The sequence below is a fragment of the Leclercia sp. EC_58 genome, assembly GCF_019584355.1.
Classification (GTDB): domain Bacteria; phylum Pseudomonadota; class Gammaproteobacteria; order Enterobacterales; family Enterobacteriaceae; genus Enterobacter.
In genome coordinates this window covers 3,083,773-3,104,778 of the sequence record NZ_VDAM01000001.1, presented here as the reverse complement: position 1 = coordinate 3,104,778, position 21,006 = coordinate 3,083,773, and the positions used below count along the sequence as shown (strand labels likewise).

Genomic DNA, 21,006 nt, shown 5'->3' with positions numbered 1-21,006 from the left:
GAAACAGAAAACCTTTCCTACTCTGGAGCCTGCATGATACGTCTTGAAGATGTGACCTTGTTCGTCCGTTCCGCCGCGCTGGGCAGTTTTTCCAGCGCCGCCCGTGAGGCCGATATTCTCCCCGGCCAGGTCAGCGCGGCGGTCAATCGCCTTGAGCGGGATCTGAATAAACGGCTGTTTGCCCGCTCAACCCGCAGCCTGCGTCTCACCGCCGAAGGGGAAGCCTGGCTGCCCTATGCGCAGGAGATGCTGAATATTCTGCAGGCGGGCGCGGAGCGACTTCAGAGCGGAGAAAATGAAATCCAGGGTGAGCTAAAAATTTCCGTCCCCTCAGATCTCGGGCGTAACGTTTTACTGCCGGTGATCACCGCGTTCTGCGAGAAGCATCCCGGAGTATCGCTGCGCATATTCATGTCCGATAACGTCAGCGATGTGTTTCGCGATCCGGTGGACGTGGCTATCCGCTACGGGGTTCTGGAAAACAGCAGCTACGTTGCTTTGCCTCTGGCGGAAGATAACCGGCGCGTGCTGGTCGCCTCTCCCGCCTATCTGAATAAGAAGGGCCGCCCACGACAGCTCGACGATCTGGCTCTGCATCACTGTCTGCTTTATACGCTGAACGGTCACGTTTATGACAGATGGACCTTCCCGGAAAAGGGCGGCAGACGCCAGCTGACGGTGAGCAGCCGGATGCTGTGTGACGATGCGGATCTTGCCCGTCGCTGGGCCGTGGCAGGAATGGGTATTGCCTATAAATCATGGATCGATGTCAGCGCAGACGTGCTGGCAGGCCGGCTTGAGGTGTTGCTGCCGGAACAGCCTGGGGAGGGGGTGCCACTTAACCTTATCTGCCCTCACCGTAAACAGTTCTCGCCTGCGATACGCGAGCTACATGCGCAGCTGCGTGAAAAACTCAAAGCTGTCACGGCGCTGATGCACACTCATCCTGCTTTTTTGCCAGGTGCTCAGGATGCGCAACCCGCGGACAGCGCCTGATAAAAGGCCATTTCAGGGAAATGGCCTTACCGGGCTTATTTTGACAGCGTTGCGGTCATATCAACCTGATTGCCGCTATCGCTTGCGGTGATTTTATATTCGGCCCTGCCCGCTGTGCCTGGCGGGCAATGTGTGCTTCCGCATCATCCAGAAACACGCAGTCAACGTCTGTGTTCATCCTGGTTTCGTCCAGACTGACCGCAGATGCGTATTGGTCAAAGAAGTATCAGGAGACAATGATGCACCGGGTAGGCTTACTGATTTCCGATCATTTTCAGGTTCTGGGGTTGTCCACGCTGAGTATCTTTGAGTTTGCCAATCAGGTGGCTGGCGAACCTTTTTATGATTGTAACGTTTATTCAGAGCGCGGCGGTTCTGTGAAAACCTCTTACGGCTTCGGCGTTGACAGCCAGCCAGTCACTACCAACATGGAGATTGACACCTGGCTGGTGGCGGGCGTGTTGACGCCCCTGGAGCTGCCCGCGTCACCGGGTATCGTTGAGTTTCTGCAGAAGCACGCTCCCCGGGCGCGTCGGATGGCAGGGATCTGTACCGGGGCATTCGTGCTGGGTCAGGCGGGCCTGTTATCTGACCGTCGCGCCACTACCCACTGGATGCATGCGCAGAGTCTCAAGACCCTGCATCCCACTACCCGCGTCGAAGAGGACCGCATCTTTATTATTGACGATGCAATCTGGACATCAGCGGGGCTTACCGCCGGGCTGGATATGGCGCTGGGCATGGTTGAGAAAGATCTCGGTGCCGAAGTGGCCCGCTCCGTGGCACACCTACTGGTTATGCACCACCGTCGCTCCGGCGGGCAGACGCAGCACTCTGAGATGCTGATGCTCGCCCCCCGCAGCGACCGTCTGCAGTCAGCCCTGGAGTATGCGCGCAACAACCTCAGCAAACCCCTGACCATCGAGAGCATTGCGGATGCGGTCCACGTCAGCGCGCGGCAGCTCAGCCGCCTGTTCCGCACTGAAACGGGAAAATCGCCAGCCAAAGCAATTGAAGGGCTACGGCTGGAAAATGCCCGACTGCTGATCGAGCAGAGCAAGCTGTCGATGGAGGTCATTGCCCGTGAGTCCGGCTTCCGCGATCGCCGTCATATGCGCGAGGTCTTCATCCGGGGTTACGGCATTCCGCCCCAGTCGCTGCGTACCGGCAAAGCCTGATCGTCTTCTTTTGACTCCTCTCCCTCACCACGCATGATGGCCGATCCCCGGCCATCATGATGTCCGAAATCACGACCTTTCTCGTCAGCCGCGCCAGCATCTGACTGCGTACTATGTATTCACCAACCCGATAACTGACAAGGTGAACAACATGACGCAGCACACCCACCTGGTCCGCGCCACCGCCACGCCGTGCTGTGACAATGGCGGTCTGTCGGTTGACCCGCGCGATCCAAATATCGTCATGAGCGCCCGGCATATGGTTGACGCGGCACTCATCGGATTTGCTCGCGACCCACGCATGACCATTCCGTCCCTTAACGATTCTGCGAAGGAGTAAGACCATGAAACTGACCAATAACACTATCTTCATTACCGGCGGTACCTCGGGCATTGGCCGCGCGATGGCAGAAAAATTCCATCAGCTGGGTAACCAGGTGATCATCTCCGGGCGCCGGGAGGCGCTGCTGAAAGATGTCACCGCCGCCAGTCCGGGCATGGATTATGTGGTGCTGGATGTGACCCGCGCCGACAGGATTCAGGCCGCCGCAGAGCAGGTGCTGAAGCGCTATCCGGCCCTGAACGTGGTCATCAATAATGCCGGTATCATGCCGTTTGACAACGCGGCAGGCGAGCTGGATGACGCCCAGGCGGTTACGCTGCTGAACACCAATATTCTGGGGCCGGTGCGCGTCAGTGCGGCGTTTATTGAGCACCTCAAACAGCAGCCGGACGCCGTATTGATCAACAACAGCTCGGTGCTGGCCTTCCTGCCGCTGGCCACCAACGCGCTCTATTCGGCGACGAAAGCCGCGATTCACTCCTACACCCTTTCCCAGCGCTTCCTGCTGCGCGACACCAGCGTGCAGGTCATCGAAATTTCCCCGCCGTGGGTGGATACGGATCTGATTTACAAGAGCGGTGACCCGCGCGCCATGCCGCTGGATGCATTCATCAGCGAGACGTTTGACAAGCTCGGCACAGACACCATTGAAGCTATCGTCGATCGTGTGCTGCCTGTGCGCGATAACCCGGGTGCAAACGAACATGCTCTGGTGAACCAGTTCAACCAGTCAGTCGCGGATAACCCAATCCCTGTTCAGTAAGCTCTGCAGGGGCCTCGCGCCCCTGTTCTTTTCCGGAGATGGATCATGAACGCTGTTATCACCGCTTCCCAGCGCCGCGCCCTGCGCGCGCTGAGCATCGCCTATTTTGTCCAGGCGACCGGTGCGCTCTCTGTCGCGGGCAGCCTGCCCGCTATTTCCGCCGCCTGGCAGCTGACCGATGCACAGAGCGCACGCTTACTGAGTATTTTCGGCCTGACCTTTGCCCTGGCCGCCCCGCTGGTTCAGGTGATGTTTGGTCACTGGCACCGCCGTCAGCTGGTGCTCACGGGCATCGGGCTTTTTGGCTCTGGCGCCTTCGCGTTTGCGCTGTCACCCTCTTACGATGTGCTCCTCGCCTCCCGCATACTGATGGGCGCAGGGGCAGGATTTATCGGCCCGGTGCTGGTTGCGCTGGGTTCAGAGCTGGTTCATGAAGAGCAACGCGGTCGCGCGATCGGGATGGTGCTGCTTGGGGTATCGATGGCGAGCCTCGCCGGTATTCCCCTCGCCGCGTGGATTGCCAGCCTGTGGGGAGCAAAAGCGCTTTTTGCCCTGGTGGGTGTGGTAAGCCTGCTGAGCGGGCTGAATATTCTCCTGACAGTGCCGGATGAGAGCGCAGGGTCGCGCATCCGACTCACTGAAATGGTCAGCGTCCTGTCACAAGGCAAATACCTGACGGCATTCCTGGTGGTGTTTTTCATTACCTCCGGCGTTTACAGCTTTTATTCGTTTATCGCCCCGCTTATACGCGATACCTACACCGGCGGGACGCAGGCTCTCTCCGCAGCGCTTGCGGTACTGGGCATCGCTGGCGTGCTGGGCAACCTCTGGGTCACCCGAGCCGCCGCGCGCTTTACGTCTGAAAGGTTGTTGATGGCGGGCATGACGCTGCTGGTTGTAGACACCGTGCTGATTACCCTGCTGCCGAAAATGCTGGGCGTATTGCTGGTGATGCTCGTTGTCTGGGCCTTTGCCACCGATCTGCTCTGGCCCAGTCAGCAACGCAGGATCGTTGAACTGTCGTCTGTCCGACACCGTGGTATCGCTCTGGCGCTGACCAGCGCCTTTATGTTCGGCGGCATCGGCTTTGGCTCGGCAGTAGCTTCGTGGGTTTATCCCCTGGCGGGGTTTTACGGGCTGGTCGGCATATCAATCTCCTTTATTTTGCTGGCGCTGATGAGCCTGCGGCTGTCAGAAAAGCTCAGAAAACCTGTGGTAATCGCTGAGCCCTGTAAAAATGAAGCCTGAGCGCAGGATCAGCGATGCTGAGATCCCTTCCAGATAATGGCGGGGATGATTCATCACCATAGGAAGCGGTTACTGTCGTGACGACGGCGACACGCGTGGGTCAACCTCTGATATTGCCCACTTAAGCAGGGGTTCGGGCTTCCATTCACCCACAAAAACCCCATAAATATCATGCCATTATAGAAACAATTTTTAACATTACCTGTTTACATTGAAATGATTATTCATATCATCTTGATAATCACTATCACCTTTGCGGTGATGCTTTTGCGCTACGGGGCGTCCATGCCTCCGGCACGTTGAAAAATCAGGATGATCACAATAATGAAATCGCACAGTTATCGCGCGCTAAGCTCATGTTTATTCATGACATTAGCCGCCAATGCCTTTGCCGAAGTACAAAAAGATGAGACGCTGGTGGTCTCTGCCAGCCGTACAAATCACAGCATCGCCGACATGGCACAGACCACCTGGGTTGTGGAACAGGCTGAAATTGAACAGCAGGTTCAGGGGGGTAAGGAGCTCAAAGAGGTGCTGGCGCAGTTAATTCCCGGCATGGACGTCAGCAGCCAGGGGCGCACCAACTACGGGATGAATATGCGTGGTCGATCCATGATGGTGATGGTGGACGGCGTGCGTTTAAACTCCTCGCGCAGCGACAGCCGCCAGCTGGATTCTATCGATCCGTTTAATATTTCCCGCATCGAAGTCATTTCCGGCGCCACCTCCCTCTACGGCGGTGGCAGCACCGGCGGCTTAATCAATATCGTGACCAAAAAGGGCCAGCCGGAAACGGAAGTGGAGTTCCAGACCGGCCTGAAAACGGGCTTTAACAGCCATAACGATAATGACGAGAACGTCGCAGCGGCGGTCAGCGGTGGTAACGATAACGCTTCCGGACGTCTTTCAGTGGCTTATCAGCGCTTTGGCGGCTGGTACGATGGCAATGGCGATGAGGTGATCATTGATAACACCCAGACCGGTTTGCAATACTCTGACCGTCTGGACGTGATGGGCACCGGCACGCTGAATATCGACGATCATCAGCAGTTGCAGCTCACCACCCAGTATTACAAAAGTGAATCTGACGGTAAGCACGGCCTTTATCTGGGCGAGAACTTCTCGGCAGTAACGGGCGCGGGCAACGCCTATAACAAAAACAATCTCGACTCCGACCGTATTCCCGGCACCGAACGTCACCTGATTAACCTGCAATATTCCAATACCGATTTCTGGGGCCAGGATCTGCTCGCCCAGATTTACTACCGCGATGAGAGCCTGACCTATTACCCCTTCCCTACCCTTTCCGGCGGTCGGGTCACCAGCATTGGCGCGTCGCAGCAAAAAACCGATTTCTACGGCGGCAAGCTCACCATCAACAGCAAGCCGGTGGAGGCGTTGACGCTGACATGGGGTGTGGATGCCGAGCATGAAACTTTCGACGCCAACCAGCAATTTTTCGACCTCAACAAAGCGGCGGCCAGCGGGGGAATGAAGCTGGATAATGCCTATAACGTAGGACGCTATCCGGGCTACAGCATCACTAACCTCGCCCCATTCCTGCAAAGTAGCTACGACTTCTCCGCGATCACCCTGAGCGGTGGCGTGCGCTATCAGTACACGGAAAACAAGGTCGATGATTTTATTGGCTACACGCAGCAGCAGGCCATTGCCACAGGCAGAGCGACCTCCGCAGACGCCGTGCCGGGCGGCAAGACGGATTACAACAACCTGCTGTTTAACGCCGGTATTCTGGGTCATCTGACCGAACGCCAGCAGCTGTGGTTTAACTTCTCCCAGGGCTTTGAGATCCCGGATCTGGCGAAATATTACGGCTCCGGCACCTATCAGCTGGTGAACGGCCATTATCGTCTGGTCAACAGCGTGAACGTGAACGACTCAAAACTCGACGGGATCAAGGTTGATGCCTACGAGCTGGGCTGGCGTTACACCGGGGATAATCTGCGCACGCAGATTGCCGGGTATTACTCTCTGTCTGACAAAACCATCAACATTAATAAAAGCGACATGACCATCAACGTAGAAGATGACGAACGTCGCATCTACGGTGTTGAAGGCCAGATCGACTATTTCTTCACTGACAGCGAGTGGAGCACCGGCACAAACTTCAACGTCATCAAATCGGAAACCCGCGTTGACGGAAAATGGGAGAAGCTGACAGTAGACAGCGCCAGCCCGTCCAAAATGAGCGCATGGGTCACCTGGGCGCCGGGCGACTGGACGTTGCGTGTGCAAAGCACCCAGACGTTCGATCTGTCTGATGAAGCCGGTAAGAAGATCGATGGTTATAACACCGTGGACTTCCTGGGCAGTTATCTTCTGCCGGTCGGTAAGCTGAGCTTCAGCGTCGAAAACCTGCTGGATGAAGATTACACCACCGCATGGGGCCAGCGCGCACCGGGTCTCTACAGCCCAACCTACGGTGCTGAAAACCTCTATACCTACAAAGGCCGTGGCCGTACCTTTGGCCTGAACTACTCGGTTCTGTTCTGATAGTAAATGCCGCCTGCAATGCGGGCGGCAGTTCGGCCCTTTTACGTTACACTCTGGATCCTGAGCAACCCACCCGCTACTGCTGAGAGGATCGTGTATGCCTGCACGGGATTTATCCAGAATGGGTGCCGCCAACGTGGCGCTAACGGTCAGCCATAGCGGTCAGGCCGTTATTGAAAAGTCTCCTGTTGGCGCGGTGGAGTTTGGTTTCTATCAGAACGCTGCGTCGTCGCTTAACGAGGCGGGCATTGCGACCCCGGCGCTCTTTTTCGCCGATGCCACCCTGCGCAAATTATGCATGGAGTATATTCCTTACCCGGTTGAACAGTCTGATGTCGCCAGTGATGAGGTTCTCACGATGCTGGCACGTCTGCACCGTTATCCGGTGAATACCGCATGGCACTACCACCCGCACTCATGGTCAGAGAGGACGCTCGAAAAAGCGCTCATCCTGCTGGCGTTACTTGAGAAAAGCGCACGGCAGCTTCAGCAATTTCAGCAGCGTAGTGATGTGCTGTTTAGCGGCCACCGTCTGATTTCAGGGGACAGCAATGCGGGTAACTGGGGAAGAAGAGAAAATGGTGAGGTCGTGCTGTTCGACTGGGAACGGTTTGGAAAAGGGAGTCCTGCTATCGACCTTGCCCCACTTATAAAGGGAATGGGGACGATGCGAGCGTATACGGACCTCGCTGAACGCTACTACACGTTAACTTATCACCATAGTGTCAATGAATTAACGAGAGAAATTGCCATCGCTAAGGCATGGATTGTCACCGAAGTCATTGTGTTACTTTACGAGCGGCAAAAGAGCGCGTTCTCCTTGTATCAAACCTGGTATCAATCACACCTCCCTGACTGGTTAGAGGATACCGCACGACGATTATGAATACAGTCATACGGGCGACCTTGACAGGCATCATTACCCCGGTGAAAATGCTGTACATTAAAACAGTATTTATAAGGGGTATGTGATGTTCGTTGAACTGGTGTACGACAAACGAAATGTTGCCGGGCTTCCGGGCGCCAGAGAGATCATCCTGGCTGAACTGACGAAGCGAGTGCATCGGATCTTTCCGGATGCCGAGGTAAAGGTTAAGCCGATGCAGGCGAATGGCCTGAATAGCGATGCCAGTAAAAGCGATCGGGAAAAGCTGAACCGTATGCTCGAAGAGATGTTTGAAGAAGCCGATATGTGGCTGGTTGCGGATTAAGCTCAGAAAGCCGCGCATAATCATAACAGGTGCCGGAGACCGCTTCGTGCCAGAAGCCGTTACTGGCCCCTTCATTATGACCTGCCGGGGATAAACCTTTTAAGATTGAGAACGTCTAAAGACGTTTTGGCCGTGTTGCGAAGTAGACAACCGCTGCTCCGATAGCGACGATGAGCGTATCTTCAATTATACCACTTCTGGTCTGCCCAATTTCTGCTATGGCTTTTTTGCGGGCCGCAAGTGTGGCATAGGCAAGTGGCACAGCGGCAGAGATAGCGATTGCTGCCCCGGTTTTTTCTTCTCCCTTGGGTGCCAACGCGGCGCCCGCAATTCCTGCACTGGCCACACGCGCTGACAAGCCCAAAAACACGGTGCGGTCTGGCGCTGACTTCATCTTGTCGCCAAACAGCTCACCTACCCCCATCGCTAACGCGCCAAATCTGAATAACGGACGGTCCAACAGCATGAGGCTCCCCGGTGTGTCGCGCCTGGCAAGGCGTGCTGCTGCGAGGGCCGCCATCGGCGTCATAGAACGACAGCTGGCGACAACGCCAATTAAAGCGGAATATAAAAACCTGGTTATTTTCATTATCAATCTCCCGGATAAACAGAATTTTATTAATTCTTAAGTGTTATTGGGGGGAAGTCAGTCCCTCTCGGCCTCACTGACTTATTTATATGGCCACGTTATTTGAACGCTTTCAGCTGAGTGTTGACCAGGGTGCAGCTTCCTGTGCAATTTCAACTGCAATAGTCATTATAGATGAACGGCCTGATATAGCCGATTCCCTGGAGATATCAGCTCTGATTAGTTAGCTTATGTGCCAGAGCATTATGCTCAGCATTGGCTACCTGCCCGGCATCGTAGAACCGTACTGGATGACTGGACAATAACCTCATAAGGTGTTGCGCTTTACTTCGCGCATAATCGTTATTTGCCTGCGCTTTAGGGTTATTGCTCGACACAGTAATAAACGTTTGGGAAGTGTTGAATAGTGTCATCAAAGGGGCGGCAAGCCCCTAAGACATGCCTGCAATCAGTGCGTCGTAATATAGGGCTCTTTCACAAACGCAGCCAGCAACCAGACCAGATCGTGCAGCAGACCGGTCAGCCCTTTCGCGACGCTGGCAGGAAGGGTTCCACCCATAATCGCTTGCGTCAGGTCCAGAGCATAATCCACCTGGATCGCGGTCTCCGGCCAGCAGTCCGGCACGCAGGAGGTGAGTTTTTCCCCTTCGATCAGTTGGGCTATCAGGTGCGGCGGAAGGTCGGCATCACTGAGGTGTCGCAGCTGACGAAGGGTTTGCAGCAGGCGTTCACAGAGTGCAGCGCGGGTCGCGGTATCATCGGTTTCGAGCAGCACGCTCACCAGGGCGGCGCAATGATCGACGGTTGCGAAAAGGTCCGCATCAGCCGGCACCGGGTGGGTAATAAGTTGCTGAATAACGCTTTCGTCAGACTGCAAATGAGTCAGGGTTGGAACAGTAGCCATCATAAAACTTCCTCTACATGTTGTTTTGTTAACCACCCGTTAGTTCCTACGCTCGGGGGTAGCGCTGACGGAGGTAGGAATACCGCCCACATAGAAAACGGCCAGCCATACAGCTGCTCCGCCAGCGCCACCATAATTTTAAAAGGGGAATGCGCTGTGGCGACAAAACACGATCGCTTTATGCCCACGGGTTCCTACGCCCGGTTGCGGATATGCCGCAATGCAAAGACTTTACGGCCCTGATTACGTGAAGAAAAGAGTTAACCCTGAATTACTCAGGGTTAATTTAGGGTTTGCGAGGCGCCTTCCAGAAATGGTTTGCCGGCGGCGCTTCGCAACCCCGGCCTGGAAATCTACATTCTCAGCGTATCGATCACCGCTCTTAAAGCGGGCGATACGTTGCGATGGGGATAATAGAGGAAGAGCCCGTCCATGCGCAGGCTGTAGCGCTGCAACACCCGAATCAGCGTCCCGCGTTCTAAATCATCTGCCACCAGCTCAACTGGCACGTAAGCCAGTCCCAGGCCCAGCCGGGCGGCCTCGGCTTCCATGTAGCTGTCGGACAGAGCCCACTGCCCCTCGGGACGATGCCTGACGCTCTTACCCTCCTGAACCAGTTCCCACTGGTAAAGGCTGCCGTCGGCAAACTGGTAGGCAATGCAGGGGTGGGCCGCTAAATCCGCAGGCGTTTGCGGAAAGCCGTAGCGACGCAAATGATCGGGAGTACCAACCACCGCCATCTCCATGTCGGGCGTAATGCGCACCGCGACCATCCCCTGCCCCACCTCCGGCCCAAGCCGGACCCCGGCGTCGAATCGTTCGGCAATGATGTCGACGAAGCGGCTCTCATTCATCAGCTCCAGCCGGATATCCGGGTAGCGCTGCTTAAATACCGCCAGCTTTGGCAACAGACATTTATCAATGGCATGCTGGCTGGCGTTAATGCGTACCGTCCCGGAAGGCGTTTCGCGGTAGTGCGCCAGTGTGGCAAGCCCGGTATCCAGAGCATCGAAGGCAGATTCTGTCGCCTGATAAAGCTGCTCCCCCGCCTGGGTCAGGGAGAGTCTGCGCGTGGTGCGCACCAGCAGCTGCACGCCCAGCCGCTCTTCCAGCTCGCGAACTGAGCGGCTGATCCCCGACTGCGCCAGCCCCAGCCGCTGGGCGGCAGCGGTAAAGCTGCCCTCTCGCGCCACCTGCATAAACAGATACAGTTCGTTGTAATTTTCCCGCTTCGCCATCATGCTCCACCAATTTATAACAATATGGTATGAATCCTAGCAGCTTTCGCCCTCTAATCATCACTATTTCTGCTAACTATACTGGCCTCAACATCACAACACAGCCCGGTACCTCTTATGAAAACATTCACCCAAAAACTGTCAGCGGCCATGCCTGCAATGCTGCTATGCGCCTCTTTAAGTGGAGTAACAGCCATGAGTTATGCAGAGACAACCAATCCGAACGCCCCGGTATCGATGGTCACCACATGGGACAAAACTTTTGCTGAAAGCAAAAAGGTCGATCACCGTAAAGTCACCTTCCAGACCCGCTACGGCATTACGCTCGTGGGCGATCTCTATCTGCCGAAAGACCGGGGCGATCGCAAGCTGGCGGCGATCGCGGTCAGCGGACCGTTCGGCGCGGTGAAAGAGCAGTCCAGCGGCCTCTATGCCCAGACCCTGGCGGAGAAGGGCTTTGTCACCCTGGCATTCGATCCCTCTTACACCGGCGAAAGTGGCGGCCAGCCACGTAACGTCGCTTCTCCCGATATCAACACCGAAGATTTCAGTGCCGCGGTGGACTTCCTCGGATTACAAAAGGAGGTGGATCGTAACCGCATCGGTATCCTTGGCATCTGCGGCTGGGGCGGCATGGCGCTGAACGCAGCCTCCATGGACACCCGCGTGAAAGCGGTCGCCACCAGCGTCATGTACGACATGAGCCGGGCGATGGGCCACGGCGTGGGCGATGGTAAAGACCGCTACTCGGCAGCCGATCGCCATGCTGTTCTCGAGTATCTGAACGAGCAGCGCTGGAAAGACGCAGAGAGCGGCACCTTTGCCCATGCCGGACATGATATTTATGTCGAAAACGGCAAAGCGACCGCCGCTGAACGTATTCTGCCGGAAGCGTTACCTGCCGATCCGCATCCGGTACTGAAAGAGTTCTTTGATTACTACCGGGTGCCGCGTGGTTTCCATGAGCGCTCCGTAAACTCCACCGGCGCATGGACCGCGACCATGCCACTGTCGTTCATGAACATGCCGCTGTTGAGCTATGCCAAAGAGATCACCATCCCGACACTTATCGTCACTGGTGAAAAGGCGCACTCGCGCTACTTTGCTGAAGATGCCTACAAAGCCGTCGGCAGCAAGCAGAAAGAGCTGGTGGTTGTCCCGGGCGCTAACCATGTCGATCTCTACGACAACGTCGCCGGTAAGATCCCGTTTGCGCAGTTTGAGCAGTTCTTCAAAACCAGCCTGAAGTAATCCTCTCCGCCACCTGTCCCTGGCAGGTGGCGTTGTTTTCCCCCTTCGTGAAATCTGATTATGTCCACACTGAGCCAAACCACACAGAGTAACGAACGCGCGTACTGGGGCGGTATTTTTGCCATGACCCTGTGCGTATTTGTCCTGATTGCCTCGGAGTTTATGCCGGTCAGCCTGCTGACGCCCATTGCCCGCGATTTAGGGGTCACTGAGGGTCTGGCCGGCCAGGGGATTGCCATCTCCGGCGCGCTGGCGGTCCTGACCAGCCTGAGCCTGACCCGTATTGCCGGGAATATGAACCGTAAAACGCTTCTGCTGGGTATGACGGCGCTGATGGCGGCGTCCGGGCTGCTTATTGCCTTTGCCTCCAGCTACCTGGTCTATATGGTCGGGCGCGCCCTGATTGGGATCGCCATCGGTGGCTTCTGGTCCATGTCTGCCGCAACAGCCATCCGCCTGGTGCCGCAACATCAGGTCTCCCGTGCGCTGGCGATTTTCAACGGCGGTAATGCCCTGGCAACGGTGGTAGCCGCCCCGCTCGGCAGCTATCTCGGAGCCACCATCGGCTGGCGCGGAGCCTTCCTGTGCCTGGTTCCGGTGGCAACGATCGCATTCATCTGGCAGTGCTTTAGCCTGCCGAAGATGGAGAATGACCGGGCGGCACAGGGTACGGTATTGCGCCTTTTCCGCCAGCCTGTGGTGCGCGTGGGCCTGTTAGCCTGCGGCCTGTTCTTTATGGGACAGTTCGCGTTATTCACCTACGTGCGCCCATTCCTGGAAACCGTCACCCAGGTCAGCGCCTCCGGCTTGTCGCTAATCCTGCTTACCATCGGTATCGCGGGATTTGTTGGCACGCTGATTATCGCCGCCTTTTTAAATGCGCGTTTTTACCAGACGTTAATGGCGATTCCCCTGCTGATGGCCATCATTGCCGGAATGTTGATCCTGACCGGGCACAGCGTCTGGATCGTCGCCCTGCTGTTGGGTCTCTGGGGTCTGCTGGCAACCGCAGCGCCAACGGGATGGTGGACGTGGCTCGCCCGTACTCTGCCCGAGGATGCAGAGGCCGGTGGCGGGCTAATGGTGGCGGTGATCCAGCTCTCAATTGCCCTGGGCTCCACGGCGGGCGGCATGGTGTTCGATAACGTTGGCTGGCAAAGCACCTTTGGCATGAGTGCTATTTTGCTGCTGAGCGCGGTCGTGCTGACGTTTTTCACGGCACGTAAGCGCTGAACATCAGGAGGCCAGCGTGCCTTTCCCTGTGCGTAACGACTGCGGTGGAATACCGTATCCGCGCATAAAGACATTGCGCATATGACGCCGGTCCCGGAAGCCTGACTCACGGGCGATCACCTCCAGCGGTAAGCGGCTCTTCTCAATCATCAGTCGTGCAGCCTCAAGCCGCAATCGTTCTATCACCCGCGCCGGGGATTTACCCGTTTCATTTAAAAACAGGCGATTGAGCTGACGGGCACTCAGATGTACAGCATGGGCAAGATGCTCAACGGTAAGCGTTTTGCTCAGATTTTGCCGGACATACTCAATCGCCAGCTGCAGGCGGTCGCTTTTAGGGGATATGGCAAGCAGTTCTGAATGCTGGCGCTGCCCTCCCGTCCGGCGCTGATTCATGACCATACGGTGGGCAATATTGCGTGCAACATCGGTACCCTGATCTTTTTCAACCATCGCCAGGACCATATCAAACCCGGCGGTCATGCCAGCCGACGTCCAGATCTGATCGTCGATAATGTAGATCAGGTCCTCTTCGGTTCGTATGGTGGGGTGAAGGACTTTCAGGCTGTGGGTATAAGCCCAGTGTGTCGTGGCGCGTTTCTCCTGCAATAGCCCGGCCTGAGCCAGCACGAAGGCGCCGGTACAAATTCCGGCAATACGGCGCGCGCCGGACGCATGATTTTGCAAAAAATGTATCACCCCCGCGGTTGCCGGTAAGGCGACGGGGGTGAGTACGCCACCCACAAGCCAGGTATCAACCTGGCTCTCTTCAGACAGAGGCTGGGTGATGACATTTATCCCATAAGACGAGGCCACCTCTCCTCCCTTTTCTGAATATACCGTGCAGTGGTAGAAGGGTTCGCCTAATACCAGGTTAGCAAATTCAAAAATTGTCAGCGTCGATAATGCGAGAGACTGGAACTGGTCGGAAATAAGGAGCCCTACCCGATGCATGTCATTAATCCTTCTTCAGTAAAATCTCAATCACCCTGTCTATAGTGGGCTCCCAGCCCGCTGGCTGGACGTCTGTTGTCATTATTTTCTCACCCGGAAGATTTACCAAAAAAACGATTCATCAGGCAATACGTTAATTACCTGGCGCGACGCAGTTTTTACTGGATTTTAAACACACCGACGCAAAATGTCCGAAATCGTGCCCGTTTACGTCATTTTCTCCCTGGCGTCTTTACGTAATCTCAATTCATCCCTTACACCCTATCGAGGTGATTTAAATGAGTGATTCAGTGAAAGGAACGGCGGTCGTAACAGGTGCATCAACCGGCATGGGCGCGCTGTATGCTGCCCGGCTTGCAAGAATGGGTTACGACCTGATCATTGTTGCCCGCAATCATAACCGGCTCAATCAGATGGCAAGCCATATCACCGCCGACAGCGAACGTAACGTGGAGGTCGTGGCGGCGGACCTGAACGATCCGCGGCAGCTGGCCACCCTCGAGGAGAAACTGCGTAATGACGCGAGCATCACGCTGCTGGTGAATAACGCGGGAATGGGCACCCATACTCAGCTCGTTGACAGTAACGTTGAGCAGATGACGAGCATGATCAACCTGAACATCATTGCCCTTACCCGACTGACTTACGCTGTGGTTCCCGGCTTCGTTAAGCGTGGCCGGGGAGCCATCATCAATATTGGCTCCATTGTGGGTATCGCGCCTGAAGTGCTGAACGGCGTATATGGCGGCAGTAAAGCCTATGTTCTGGCATTCACCCGCTCTCTGCACCGGGAGTTAGCCGGCAAAGGTATTCAGGTTCAGGCTGTACTGCCCAGCGCAACGGCGACGCCATTCTGGGATAACGGAGGCCTCCCGCTGAGCCAACTCGACCCGGATATCGTTATGCAGGCCGAAGATATGGTTAATGCGGCGCTGGTCGGGTTCCAGCGCGGGGAGCTTATCACTATCCCTTCGCTGCATGACGAAAACCGTCTTCAGCAGTGGGAGCAGGCGCGTCAGGCGATCATTGAAGACTTCTCTCACAATGTACCTGCGGCGCGCTATCGGCCTTCTTCAAAGGTGTAATGCCTGAAGAAACAGAGTGATCAGTATTTTTCATCGCATATTCACCATCAACTATTCCCCAGGAAAAAATAATGAAAGCGAAACTGAGTGTCAGTGCCCTGTTATTAGCGACGCAGGTCACCGCCGCATGGGCAGCATCCGTACAAAACAGGCCAGAACCTACTGCCGGGGTGGCTTCATTTCTCAAGGTGCTGAACAGCAGCGGCGGAAAACCGATGGAGGCCTTAACCCCGCAGGAAGCGCGCCAGGTGCTGGTCTCAGCCCAGCAAGGGGCTAAACTGCCAGCGGCGCAGGTAAGCGAAAAAACGATTACCGTTCTCGGCAAGCCCCTGAATCTGACGGTGGTAAAACCCGAAAACAGCGGAACGCAGACGCTGCCTGTGTTCATGTTTTTTCACGGGGGTGGCTGGGTGCTGGGAGACTATCCAACACATGAACGACTGGTCCGGGATCTTGTAAACGCTTCGGGGGCGGCGGCTGTTTTCGTCAATTACGATCCTTCGCCTGAATCGCACTATCCTGTTGCCATCACGCAGGCTTATGAGGCCACGAAATGGGTGGCTGAACATGGCGCAGAAATCGGCGTTGACGGAAAACGCCTGGCGCTGGCAGGAAACAGCGTCGGCGGCAATATGGTGGCTGCCGTCGCGCTGCAGGCAAAACAATTTAACACCCCAGCGATCCGTTATAACGTCATGCTGTGGCCGGTAACGGACGCGCACTTTGATACCGCTTCCTATAATGAATTCGCTGACGGCTATTTCCTTACCCGGAACATGATGAAATGGTTCTGGGATAACTACACCACCTCGGATAAAGAGCGAAATAAGATTCTGGCCTCGCCTTTACGCGCGACGGCTGAAGAGCTTAAGGGGCTGCCGCCTACCCTTATTCAGACCGCCGAGCTGGACGTGCTGCGTGATGAAGGTGAAGCGTTCGGGCGCAATCTCGATAAGGCGGGGGTGCCGGTTACCGTCACGCGCTATAACGGGTTGATCCATGACTATGGCCTGTTGAATGCCCTGAGCGAAGAACCAGCGGTGAGAACCGCAATCAACCAGGCGGCTTCCCAGCTCAAAATCCATCTGCAGTAATTCCGTGGCCAGCCAGGGTCGCTGGCCTTCATTTACGGCTATGACGGTGACTGAACCGTCTTCTGTTCGGAGCGATATTATGAAGGCGATAGTGCTGAACGCCCCCGGTGGGCTCGATCATATTTCATTAACCGATTTGCCCGATCCTGGACAACCTGGTCCGGGCCAGATCCGCGTGGCAATCCATGCCACCTCTTTAAACTTCCACGACTTACTCGTCGCCAGCGGCAAGGTGCCGACCGCCGATCGGCGCATCCTGATGGCTGACGGCGCTGGCGTGGTAGACGCGACCGGCGAAGGTGTCACTGATTTCAAACCGGGCGACAGGGTTGTATCCACCTTTTTCCCTCAGTGGACAGAAGGTGATGTCATAGCGTCAGTCGGTGACTTCGGGCAAACCCCAGGCGATGGCGCCCAGGGATTTGCCGCGGAATATGTTGTGCGCCCGGCCTCGCATTTTACCCTTGCGCCTGCCGGATGGAGTCATGCTGAAGCCGCCACGCTGACCACCTCTGGCCTGACGGCATGGCGAGCCCTGGTCGTCGATGCAGGATTAAAGGCGGGCGATACGGTCCTGACGTTAGGGACCGGCGGCGTGTCGATTACCGCTCTACAGATTGCCAAAAGTATGGGGGCGAACGTGATTGTCACCTCTTCTTCTGATGAGAAGCTGGCGCGGGTAAAAGCGCTGGGAGCCGATCACGTCATCAATTATCGCTCAACGCCGCAGTGGGGAGAAAGGGTCCAGGAGATCACGGGTGGCCGCGGTGCGGATGTTGTCATTGAACTCGGTGGGCCGGGTACGCTGGCGCAGTCGATAGAAGCAGTGCGCATTGGGGGCCATATTGCTTTGATTGGCGTCCTGACGGGTATGGAAGGCGTTATACCGACCGCGATGCTAATGGCAAAACAGGCCCGTCTTCAGGGGCTGGTGGTCGGCAGCAATCGTATGCAACAGGAGTTTGTCAGAGCCCTGAATCAAACCGGCATCCGTCCCGTCATCTCCGACTGTTTTGAAGGTCTGGCTTCTGTTGGTGAAGCATTCAGCCATATGGCCGGCAGAAAGCACTTCGGGAAAATCACTGTTGAATGGTAGCCAGAGGCGAAAACCCGGTTAACGCTTCTATCGCGGAGAGTAAGATGAACCATTATCAGGCAGCAATCATCGGATTTGGTAAAGCGGGCAAAACGCTGGCGGCGGCGCTGGGCCGCGCTGGCTGGCGTGTGGCGATCGTGGAAAAATCGAAAACCATGTATGGCGGCACCTGCATTAACATCGGCTGTATTCCCACCAAAGCGCTGGTACATGATGCGCAGGCCGCCACTGACTTTACTGAGGCTGCGCAGCGGAAAGCATCAGTGGTTGAATTCCTGCGTGAAAAAAATTATCTCAATCTGGCGAATCTCGAGTCAGTGGATGTCATCGACGGGCAGGCGGAATTTCTTGATCCTCATACGTTGAAAATCACGTCAGGAGAGGCGATCCGCACGCTTAGTGCGGACCGTATTTTCATTAATACCGGCGCTGAAGCCCGCTTTCCGCAGATTGAAGGGTTGATCGCCGGGCCACGCATTGTTGACAGCACCGGCATTCTGAATTTATCCAGCTTGCCAAAGCGTCTGGGTATTTTGGGTGGCGGCTATATTGGCGTTGAATTTGCGTCGATGTTTGCGCGTTTCGGCAGCAAAGTCACGCTGTTTGAAACCGCATCGCAATTTCTGGCGCGGGAAGACAGCGACATCAGCGCGGCGGTCGCCACAATCCTGCAGGATCAGGGTGTCAAAATAGAGCTGAACGCGGTGGTTGACGCCGTTACCAGCAGCAGTGAGGGCGTTACGCTGCACACCTCGCAGGGCGATCGCCAGATGGATCTCCTGCTGGCCGCCACTGGCCGCCGCCCTGCCACCGGGACGCTGAAGCTGGAAAATGCCGGAGTCTTAACGGACGCGCGCGGCGCCATCCAGGTTGATAAGAGACTGAAAACCTCGACAGACCACATCTGGGCGATGGGTGATGTCACCGGCGGGCCGCAGTTTACCTATGTCTCCCTCGATGATTACCGCATCGTGTACGATCAGCTGCTGGGTGAAGGAACGCGTACCACGGACGATCGGCTGAATATCCCTTATTCGGTATTTATGACCCCTACGTTGTCGCGTATCGGCTTAACGGAAGCGCAGGCGCGGGAGCAGGGAAAAAATATTCAGGTGGTGTCACTGCCGGTGGCGGTGATCCCGCGGGCACGCGTTATCAACGATACCCGGGGAATGTTGAAAGCCGTGGTCGATAATGACACTCAGCAGATACTGGGCGTGTCGTTACTGGCTGCAGATTCGCATGAGGTGATCAACATCGTAAAAACGGTCATGGATGCCGGGCTGCCGTACACGGTGCTGCGCGATCAGATCTTCACCCACCCCACCATGAGCGAATCGCTGAACGATCTGTTTGCTCTGGTGAAATAGGCGCTATCCCTCAGACAGGCTGACCTGACGTGATGGCGTCAGCCTGCTTTATACGCCACCCACTCTTGCCAGACATTTTCTGGGTCAATATCGCGGTAGCCGCGCTCTCTGATCATGTCCTTGGCCGCCTCGTCCGGCAGCCGGATGGCCGTAGCGCCATCGCGGATCGCCTCTACCTCTTCCCGGGTTAACGCCCGCCCCAGTTCCTGCTCTTTATCAATCAGGACGACGATTAAGGCGGGCACAAAAATAATCTGCATATTTATAATCCTTTAATATGTTTGCCTGCCACTTTATCACTGGCTGTTTTGGTCTAGTGCCTGAATCGTGAATTTCATCAGGACGGGAGCTTATGATGCTATAAATCCGGCAAGCCACTCTGGCAGATGTGGTGCTGCTCAGTGCGCTGGGATGCAGTACCTATCGTGCTCACTTTAGTCATGTGGGTGTCAGAGGAATAATTGAATGCCTTTTTAAATGAAACAGGCATACCATCTCTCTATCTACCTGAAGTGGACATTATTCATTTACGCTGACATTCAGCCTTTTGGCTTCCATCGTTATTAACTTTTGGGCAACCGTCATATCGCCGCCGTGAACACGATCTATCAGGTTCTGGATGAGCGTAACCATCAAAAAACTCTTATTAGCAGGAGAGAAATCAGTCATATCAATCCCGCTCTCCTGGAGTTCATGGTGTGCTGCTCTCTCTGTTTCTTCAACAATTTCAGCAGCTTTCTCGTTCATCCGATCAATATGTGCAAAGACAATACGATTGATCATTTCTATCTGTTCTGGCGTGAAATTTTTTTCCATTATTGTCCCTCAAGAAGGTTAGAAACTTTAAAAATCGGTCATATTGCAACAAATATAATAAATGAATAGATCACCACTTAAATAGTAAGACATTCTTAAGCTTGAAGCGGCCAGCGCCTGCTTTGGCATCTGGCCAGATGATGGCTTAACGCATGGTCAGGCCGCCATCAATGGATATGGACTGGCCTGTCACGTAGGATGACGCATCGCTGGAGAGCCAAAGCACCACATCCGCAATTTCTTCAGCCCTGCCATGACGTTGCATAGGAACGCCCTGCACCATCGCCTCCAGCGCCTCTTTCTGGCCTGAGGCAACCATGGCGTCAACCATTGGTGTCCAGATAAGCCCCGGGCAGACGGCATTGACGCGAATATTGCGCGCGGCATACTCGAGCGCAGCACTTTTGGTCAGGCCCAGCACGCCATGCTTGGCGGCGTGGTAGTTAGCGCGTTCTGCACCGCCCACAATCCCGCCGATAGATGAGCAGTTCACGATCACGCCGCTTCCCTGCTTACGCATCTGCTGCAGTTCGTACTTCATGCAGCCCCAGACGCCGCGCAGGTTGACCGCCGTGACGCGGTCGAAATCTTCTGCTGTCGCATCCGCAATCTCTGCCAGTACATTCTGGATCCCGGCGTTGTTGAAGGCGATATCGAGGCGGCCAAAGGTCGCGACGGTCTCTTGCACCATCGCGGCGACGTCATCCAGATCCGCCGCGTTACAGGTCACCGCTTTAGCGGTATAGCCGGAAGCCACCAGCGATTCAGCGGCCTGCGTCACCGCCCCGGCGTTAATATCAGCCAGCACGACGGATGCACCCGCCGCAGCATAGGCCTGGGCGGTGGCGAGACCAATACCCGAAGCGGCTCCTGTCACTAAGGCAATTTTATTATTGAGTGAATAGGTCATAATATTTTTCCTGTTTAAATACTAAGCTGGCTGTTAAAGATTTTTACCGAAGAACGCAGCGAGTTTATCCACCGCCGGAGTGACGTACTGCGGCTTGTCGGTAATGCTGCCAACTTACTGATTTAGTGTATGATGGTGATTTTAAGGTGCTTGCGTGGCTTCCATTTCCATCAGATGTCCTTCCTGCTCCGCTACTGAAGGCGTGGTGCGTAA

The 21,006-nt window shown here is 55.6% G+C and carries 21 protein-coding genes; 14 read left to right on the top strand and 7 right to left on the bottom strand.

Annotation, left to right across the window (positions count from 1 at the left end; all coding sequences use genetic code 11):
- The first annotated feature begins 33 nt into the window (after nt 1-33).
- From FHC51_RS15295 to FHC51_RS15260, 8 genes are all read left to right on the top strand, one after another.
- The gene (locus FHC51_RS15295) at nt 34-996 is read left to right on the top strand and encodes a LysR family transcriptional regulator (protein ID WP_220435948.1); all 963 of its coding nucleotides are present in this window, start codon (nt 34-36) and stop codon (nt 994-996) included.
- Nucleotides 997-1,235: 239 nt separating this feature from the next.
- The gene (locus tag FHC51_RS15290; RefSeq protein ID WP_220436701.1) at nt 1,236-2,174 is read left to right on the top strand and encodes a GlxA family transcriptional regulator; all 939 of its coding nucleotides are present in this window, start codon (nt 1,236-1,238) and stop codon (nt 2,172-2,174) included.
- A gap of 151 nt (nt 2,175-2,325) precedes the next feature.
- Nucleotides 2,326-2,514 (top strand): hypothetical protein, encoded by a 189-nt coding sequence (locus FHC51_RS15285; RefSeq protein WP_114387145.1) that lies wholly within the window; start codon nt 2,326-2,328, stop codon nt 2,512-2,514.
- A gap of 4 nt (nt 2,515-2,518) precedes the next feature.
- Entirely contained in the window at nt 2,519-3,280 is a 762-nt protein-coding gene (locus FHC51_RS15280; RefSeq protein WP_220435947.1) for an SDR family oxidoreductase, read from the top strand.
- 45 nt (nt 3,281-3,325) lie between these two features.
- The gene (locus FHC51_RS15275) at nt 3,326-4,528 is read left to right on the top strand and encodes an MFS transporter (RefSeq protein ID WP_220435946.1); all 1,203 of its coding nucleotides are present in this window, start codon (nt 3,326-3,328) and stop codon (nt 4,526-4,528) included.
- Nucleotides 4,529-4,852: 324 nt separating this feature from the next.
- On the top strand, nt 4,853-7,042 hold the full coding sequence (locus FHC51_RS15270; protein ID WP_220435945.1) for a TonB-dependent siderophore receptor: 2,190 nt from the start codon (nt 4,853-4,855) through the stop codon (nt 7,040-7,042).
- A gap of 97 nt (nt 7,043-7,139) precedes the next feature.
- Nucleotides 7,140-7,928: a phosphotransferase family protein gene (locus tag FHC51_RS15265; protein ID WP_220435944.1), complete on the top strand. Its 789-nt coding sequence runs from the start codon at nt 7,140-7,142 to the stop codon at nt 7,926-7,928.
- A gap of 85 nt (nt 7,929-8,013) precedes the next feature.
- Nucleotides 8,014-8,253, top strand: a complete 240-nt coding sequence (locus FHC51_RS15260; RefSeq protein WP_103179457.1) for a DinI family protein — start codon at nt 8,014-8,016, stop codon at nt 8,251-8,253.
- A gap of 115 nt (nt 8,254-8,368) precedes the next feature.
- Here the strand turns inward: FHC51_RS15260 and FHC51_RS15255 are convergent, their stop codons facing one another.
- The 3 genes from FHC51_RS15255 to FHC51_RS15245 form a co-directional block, all read right to left on the bottom strand.
- Entirely contained in the window at nt 8,369-8,842 is a 474-nt protein-coding gene (locus FHC51_RS15255) for a hypothetical protein (RefSeq protein ID WP_220435943.1), read from the bottom strand.
- Between the two features lie 448 nt (nt 8,843-9,290).
- Nucleotides 9,291-9,746: a hypothetical protein gene (locus FHC51_RS15250; protein ID WP_220436700.1), complete on the bottom strand. Its 456-nt coding sequence runs from the start codon at nt 9,744-9,746 to the stop codon at nt 9,291-9,293.
- Between the two features lie 353 nt (nt 9,747-10,099).
- The gene (locus FHC51_RS15245) at nt 10,100-10,984 is read right to left on the bottom strand and encodes a LysR family transcriptional regulator (RefSeq protein ID WP_220435942.1); all 885 of its coding nucleotides are present in this window, start codon (nt 10,982-10,984) and stop codon (nt 10,100-10,102) included.
- 117 nt (nt 10,985-11,101) lie between these two features.
- On the opposite strand from FHC51_RS15245, the gene FHC51_RS15240 reads away from it, so the two are divergent.
- Nucleotides 11,102-12,235: an alpha/beta hydrolase gene (locus FHC51_RS15240; protein WP_220435941.1), complete on the top strand. Its 1,134-nt coding sequence runs from the start codon at nt 11,102-11,104 to the stop codon at nt 12,233-12,235.
- 60 nt (nt 12,236-12,295) lie between these two features.
- Nucleotides 12,296-13,468 (top strand): MFS transporter, encoded by a 1,173-nt coding sequence (locus FHC51_RS15235; RefSeq protein ID WP_220435940.1) that lies wholly within the window; start codon nt 12,296-12,298, stop codon nt 13,466-13,468.
- Nucleotides 13,469-13,471: 3 nt separating this feature from the next.
- Here FHC51_RS15235 and FHC51_RS15230 read toward each other — a convergent pair whose 3' ends face one another.
- Nucleotides 13,472-14,422, bottom strand: a complete 951-nt coding sequence (locus FHC51_RS15230) for a GlxA family transcriptional regulator (RefSeq protein ID WP_103824497.1) — start codon at nt 14,420-14,422, stop codon at nt 13,472-13,474.
- A 278-nt stretch (nt 14,423-14,700) separates the two neighbouring features.
- Here FHC51_RS15230 and FHC51_RS15225 point away from each other — a divergent pair, with 278 nt between their 5' ends.
- The 4 genes from FHC51_RS15225 (at nt 14,701) to rclA (ending at nt 19,067) form a co-directional block, all read left to right on the top strand.
- Entirely contained in the window at nt 14,701-15,507 is an 807-nt protein-coding gene (locus FHC51_RS15225; protein ID WP_220435939.1) for an SDR family oxidoreductase, read from the top strand.
- 71 nt (nt 15,508-15,578) lie between these two features.
- Nucleotides 15,579-16,601: an alpha/beta hydrolase gene (locus tag FHC51_RS15220; protein ID WP_220435938.1), complete on the top strand. Its 1,023-nt coding sequence runs from the start codon at nt 15,579-15,581 to the stop codon at nt 16,599-16,601.
- 79 nt (nt 16,602-16,680) lie between these two features.
- Nucleotides 16,681-17,697, top strand: a complete 1,017-nt coding sequence (locus FHC51_RS15215) for an NAD(P)-dependent alcohol dehydrogenase (protein ID WP_220435937.1) — start codon at nt 16,681-16,683, stop codon at nt 17,695-17,697.
- A gap of 44 nt (nt 17,698-17,741) precedes the next feature.
- A complete protein-coding gene (rclA, locus tag FHC51_RS15210) occupies nt 17,742-19,067 on the top strand; it encodes a reactive chlorine resistance oxidoreductase RclA (RefSeq protein WP_220435936.1) in 1,326 nt (441 codons plus the stop codon).
- 38 nt (nt 19,068-19,105) lie between these two features.
- On the opposite strand, the gene FHC51_RS15205 is transcribed toward rclA, so the two are convergent.
- The 3 genes from FHC51_RS15205 to FHC51_RS15195 all read right to left on the bottom strand — a co-directional run bounded on the left by FHC51_RS15205 (nt 19,106) and on the right by FHC51_RS15195 (nt 20,793).
- A complete protein-coding gene (locus FHC51_RS15205) occupies nt 19,106-19,327 on the bottom strand; it encodes a hypothetical protein (RefSeq protein ID WP_220435935.1) in 222 nt (73 codons plus the stop codon).
- 259 nt (nt 19,328-19,586) lie between these two features.
- A complete protein-coding gene (locus FHC51_RS15200; protein ID WP_103179448.1) occupies nt 19,587-19,883 on the bottom strand; it encodes a nitroreductase in 297 nt (98 codons plus the stop codon).
- Between the two features lie 145 nt (nt 19,884-20,028).
- Nucleotides 20,029-20,793: an SDR family NAD(P)-dependent oxidoreductase gene (locus tag FHC51_RS15195; protein ID WP_220435934.1), complete on the bottom strand. Its 765-nt coding sequence runs from the start codon at nt 20,791-20,793 to the stop codon at nt 20,029-20,031.
- Nucleotides 20,794-21,006: the final 213 nt, after the last annotated feature.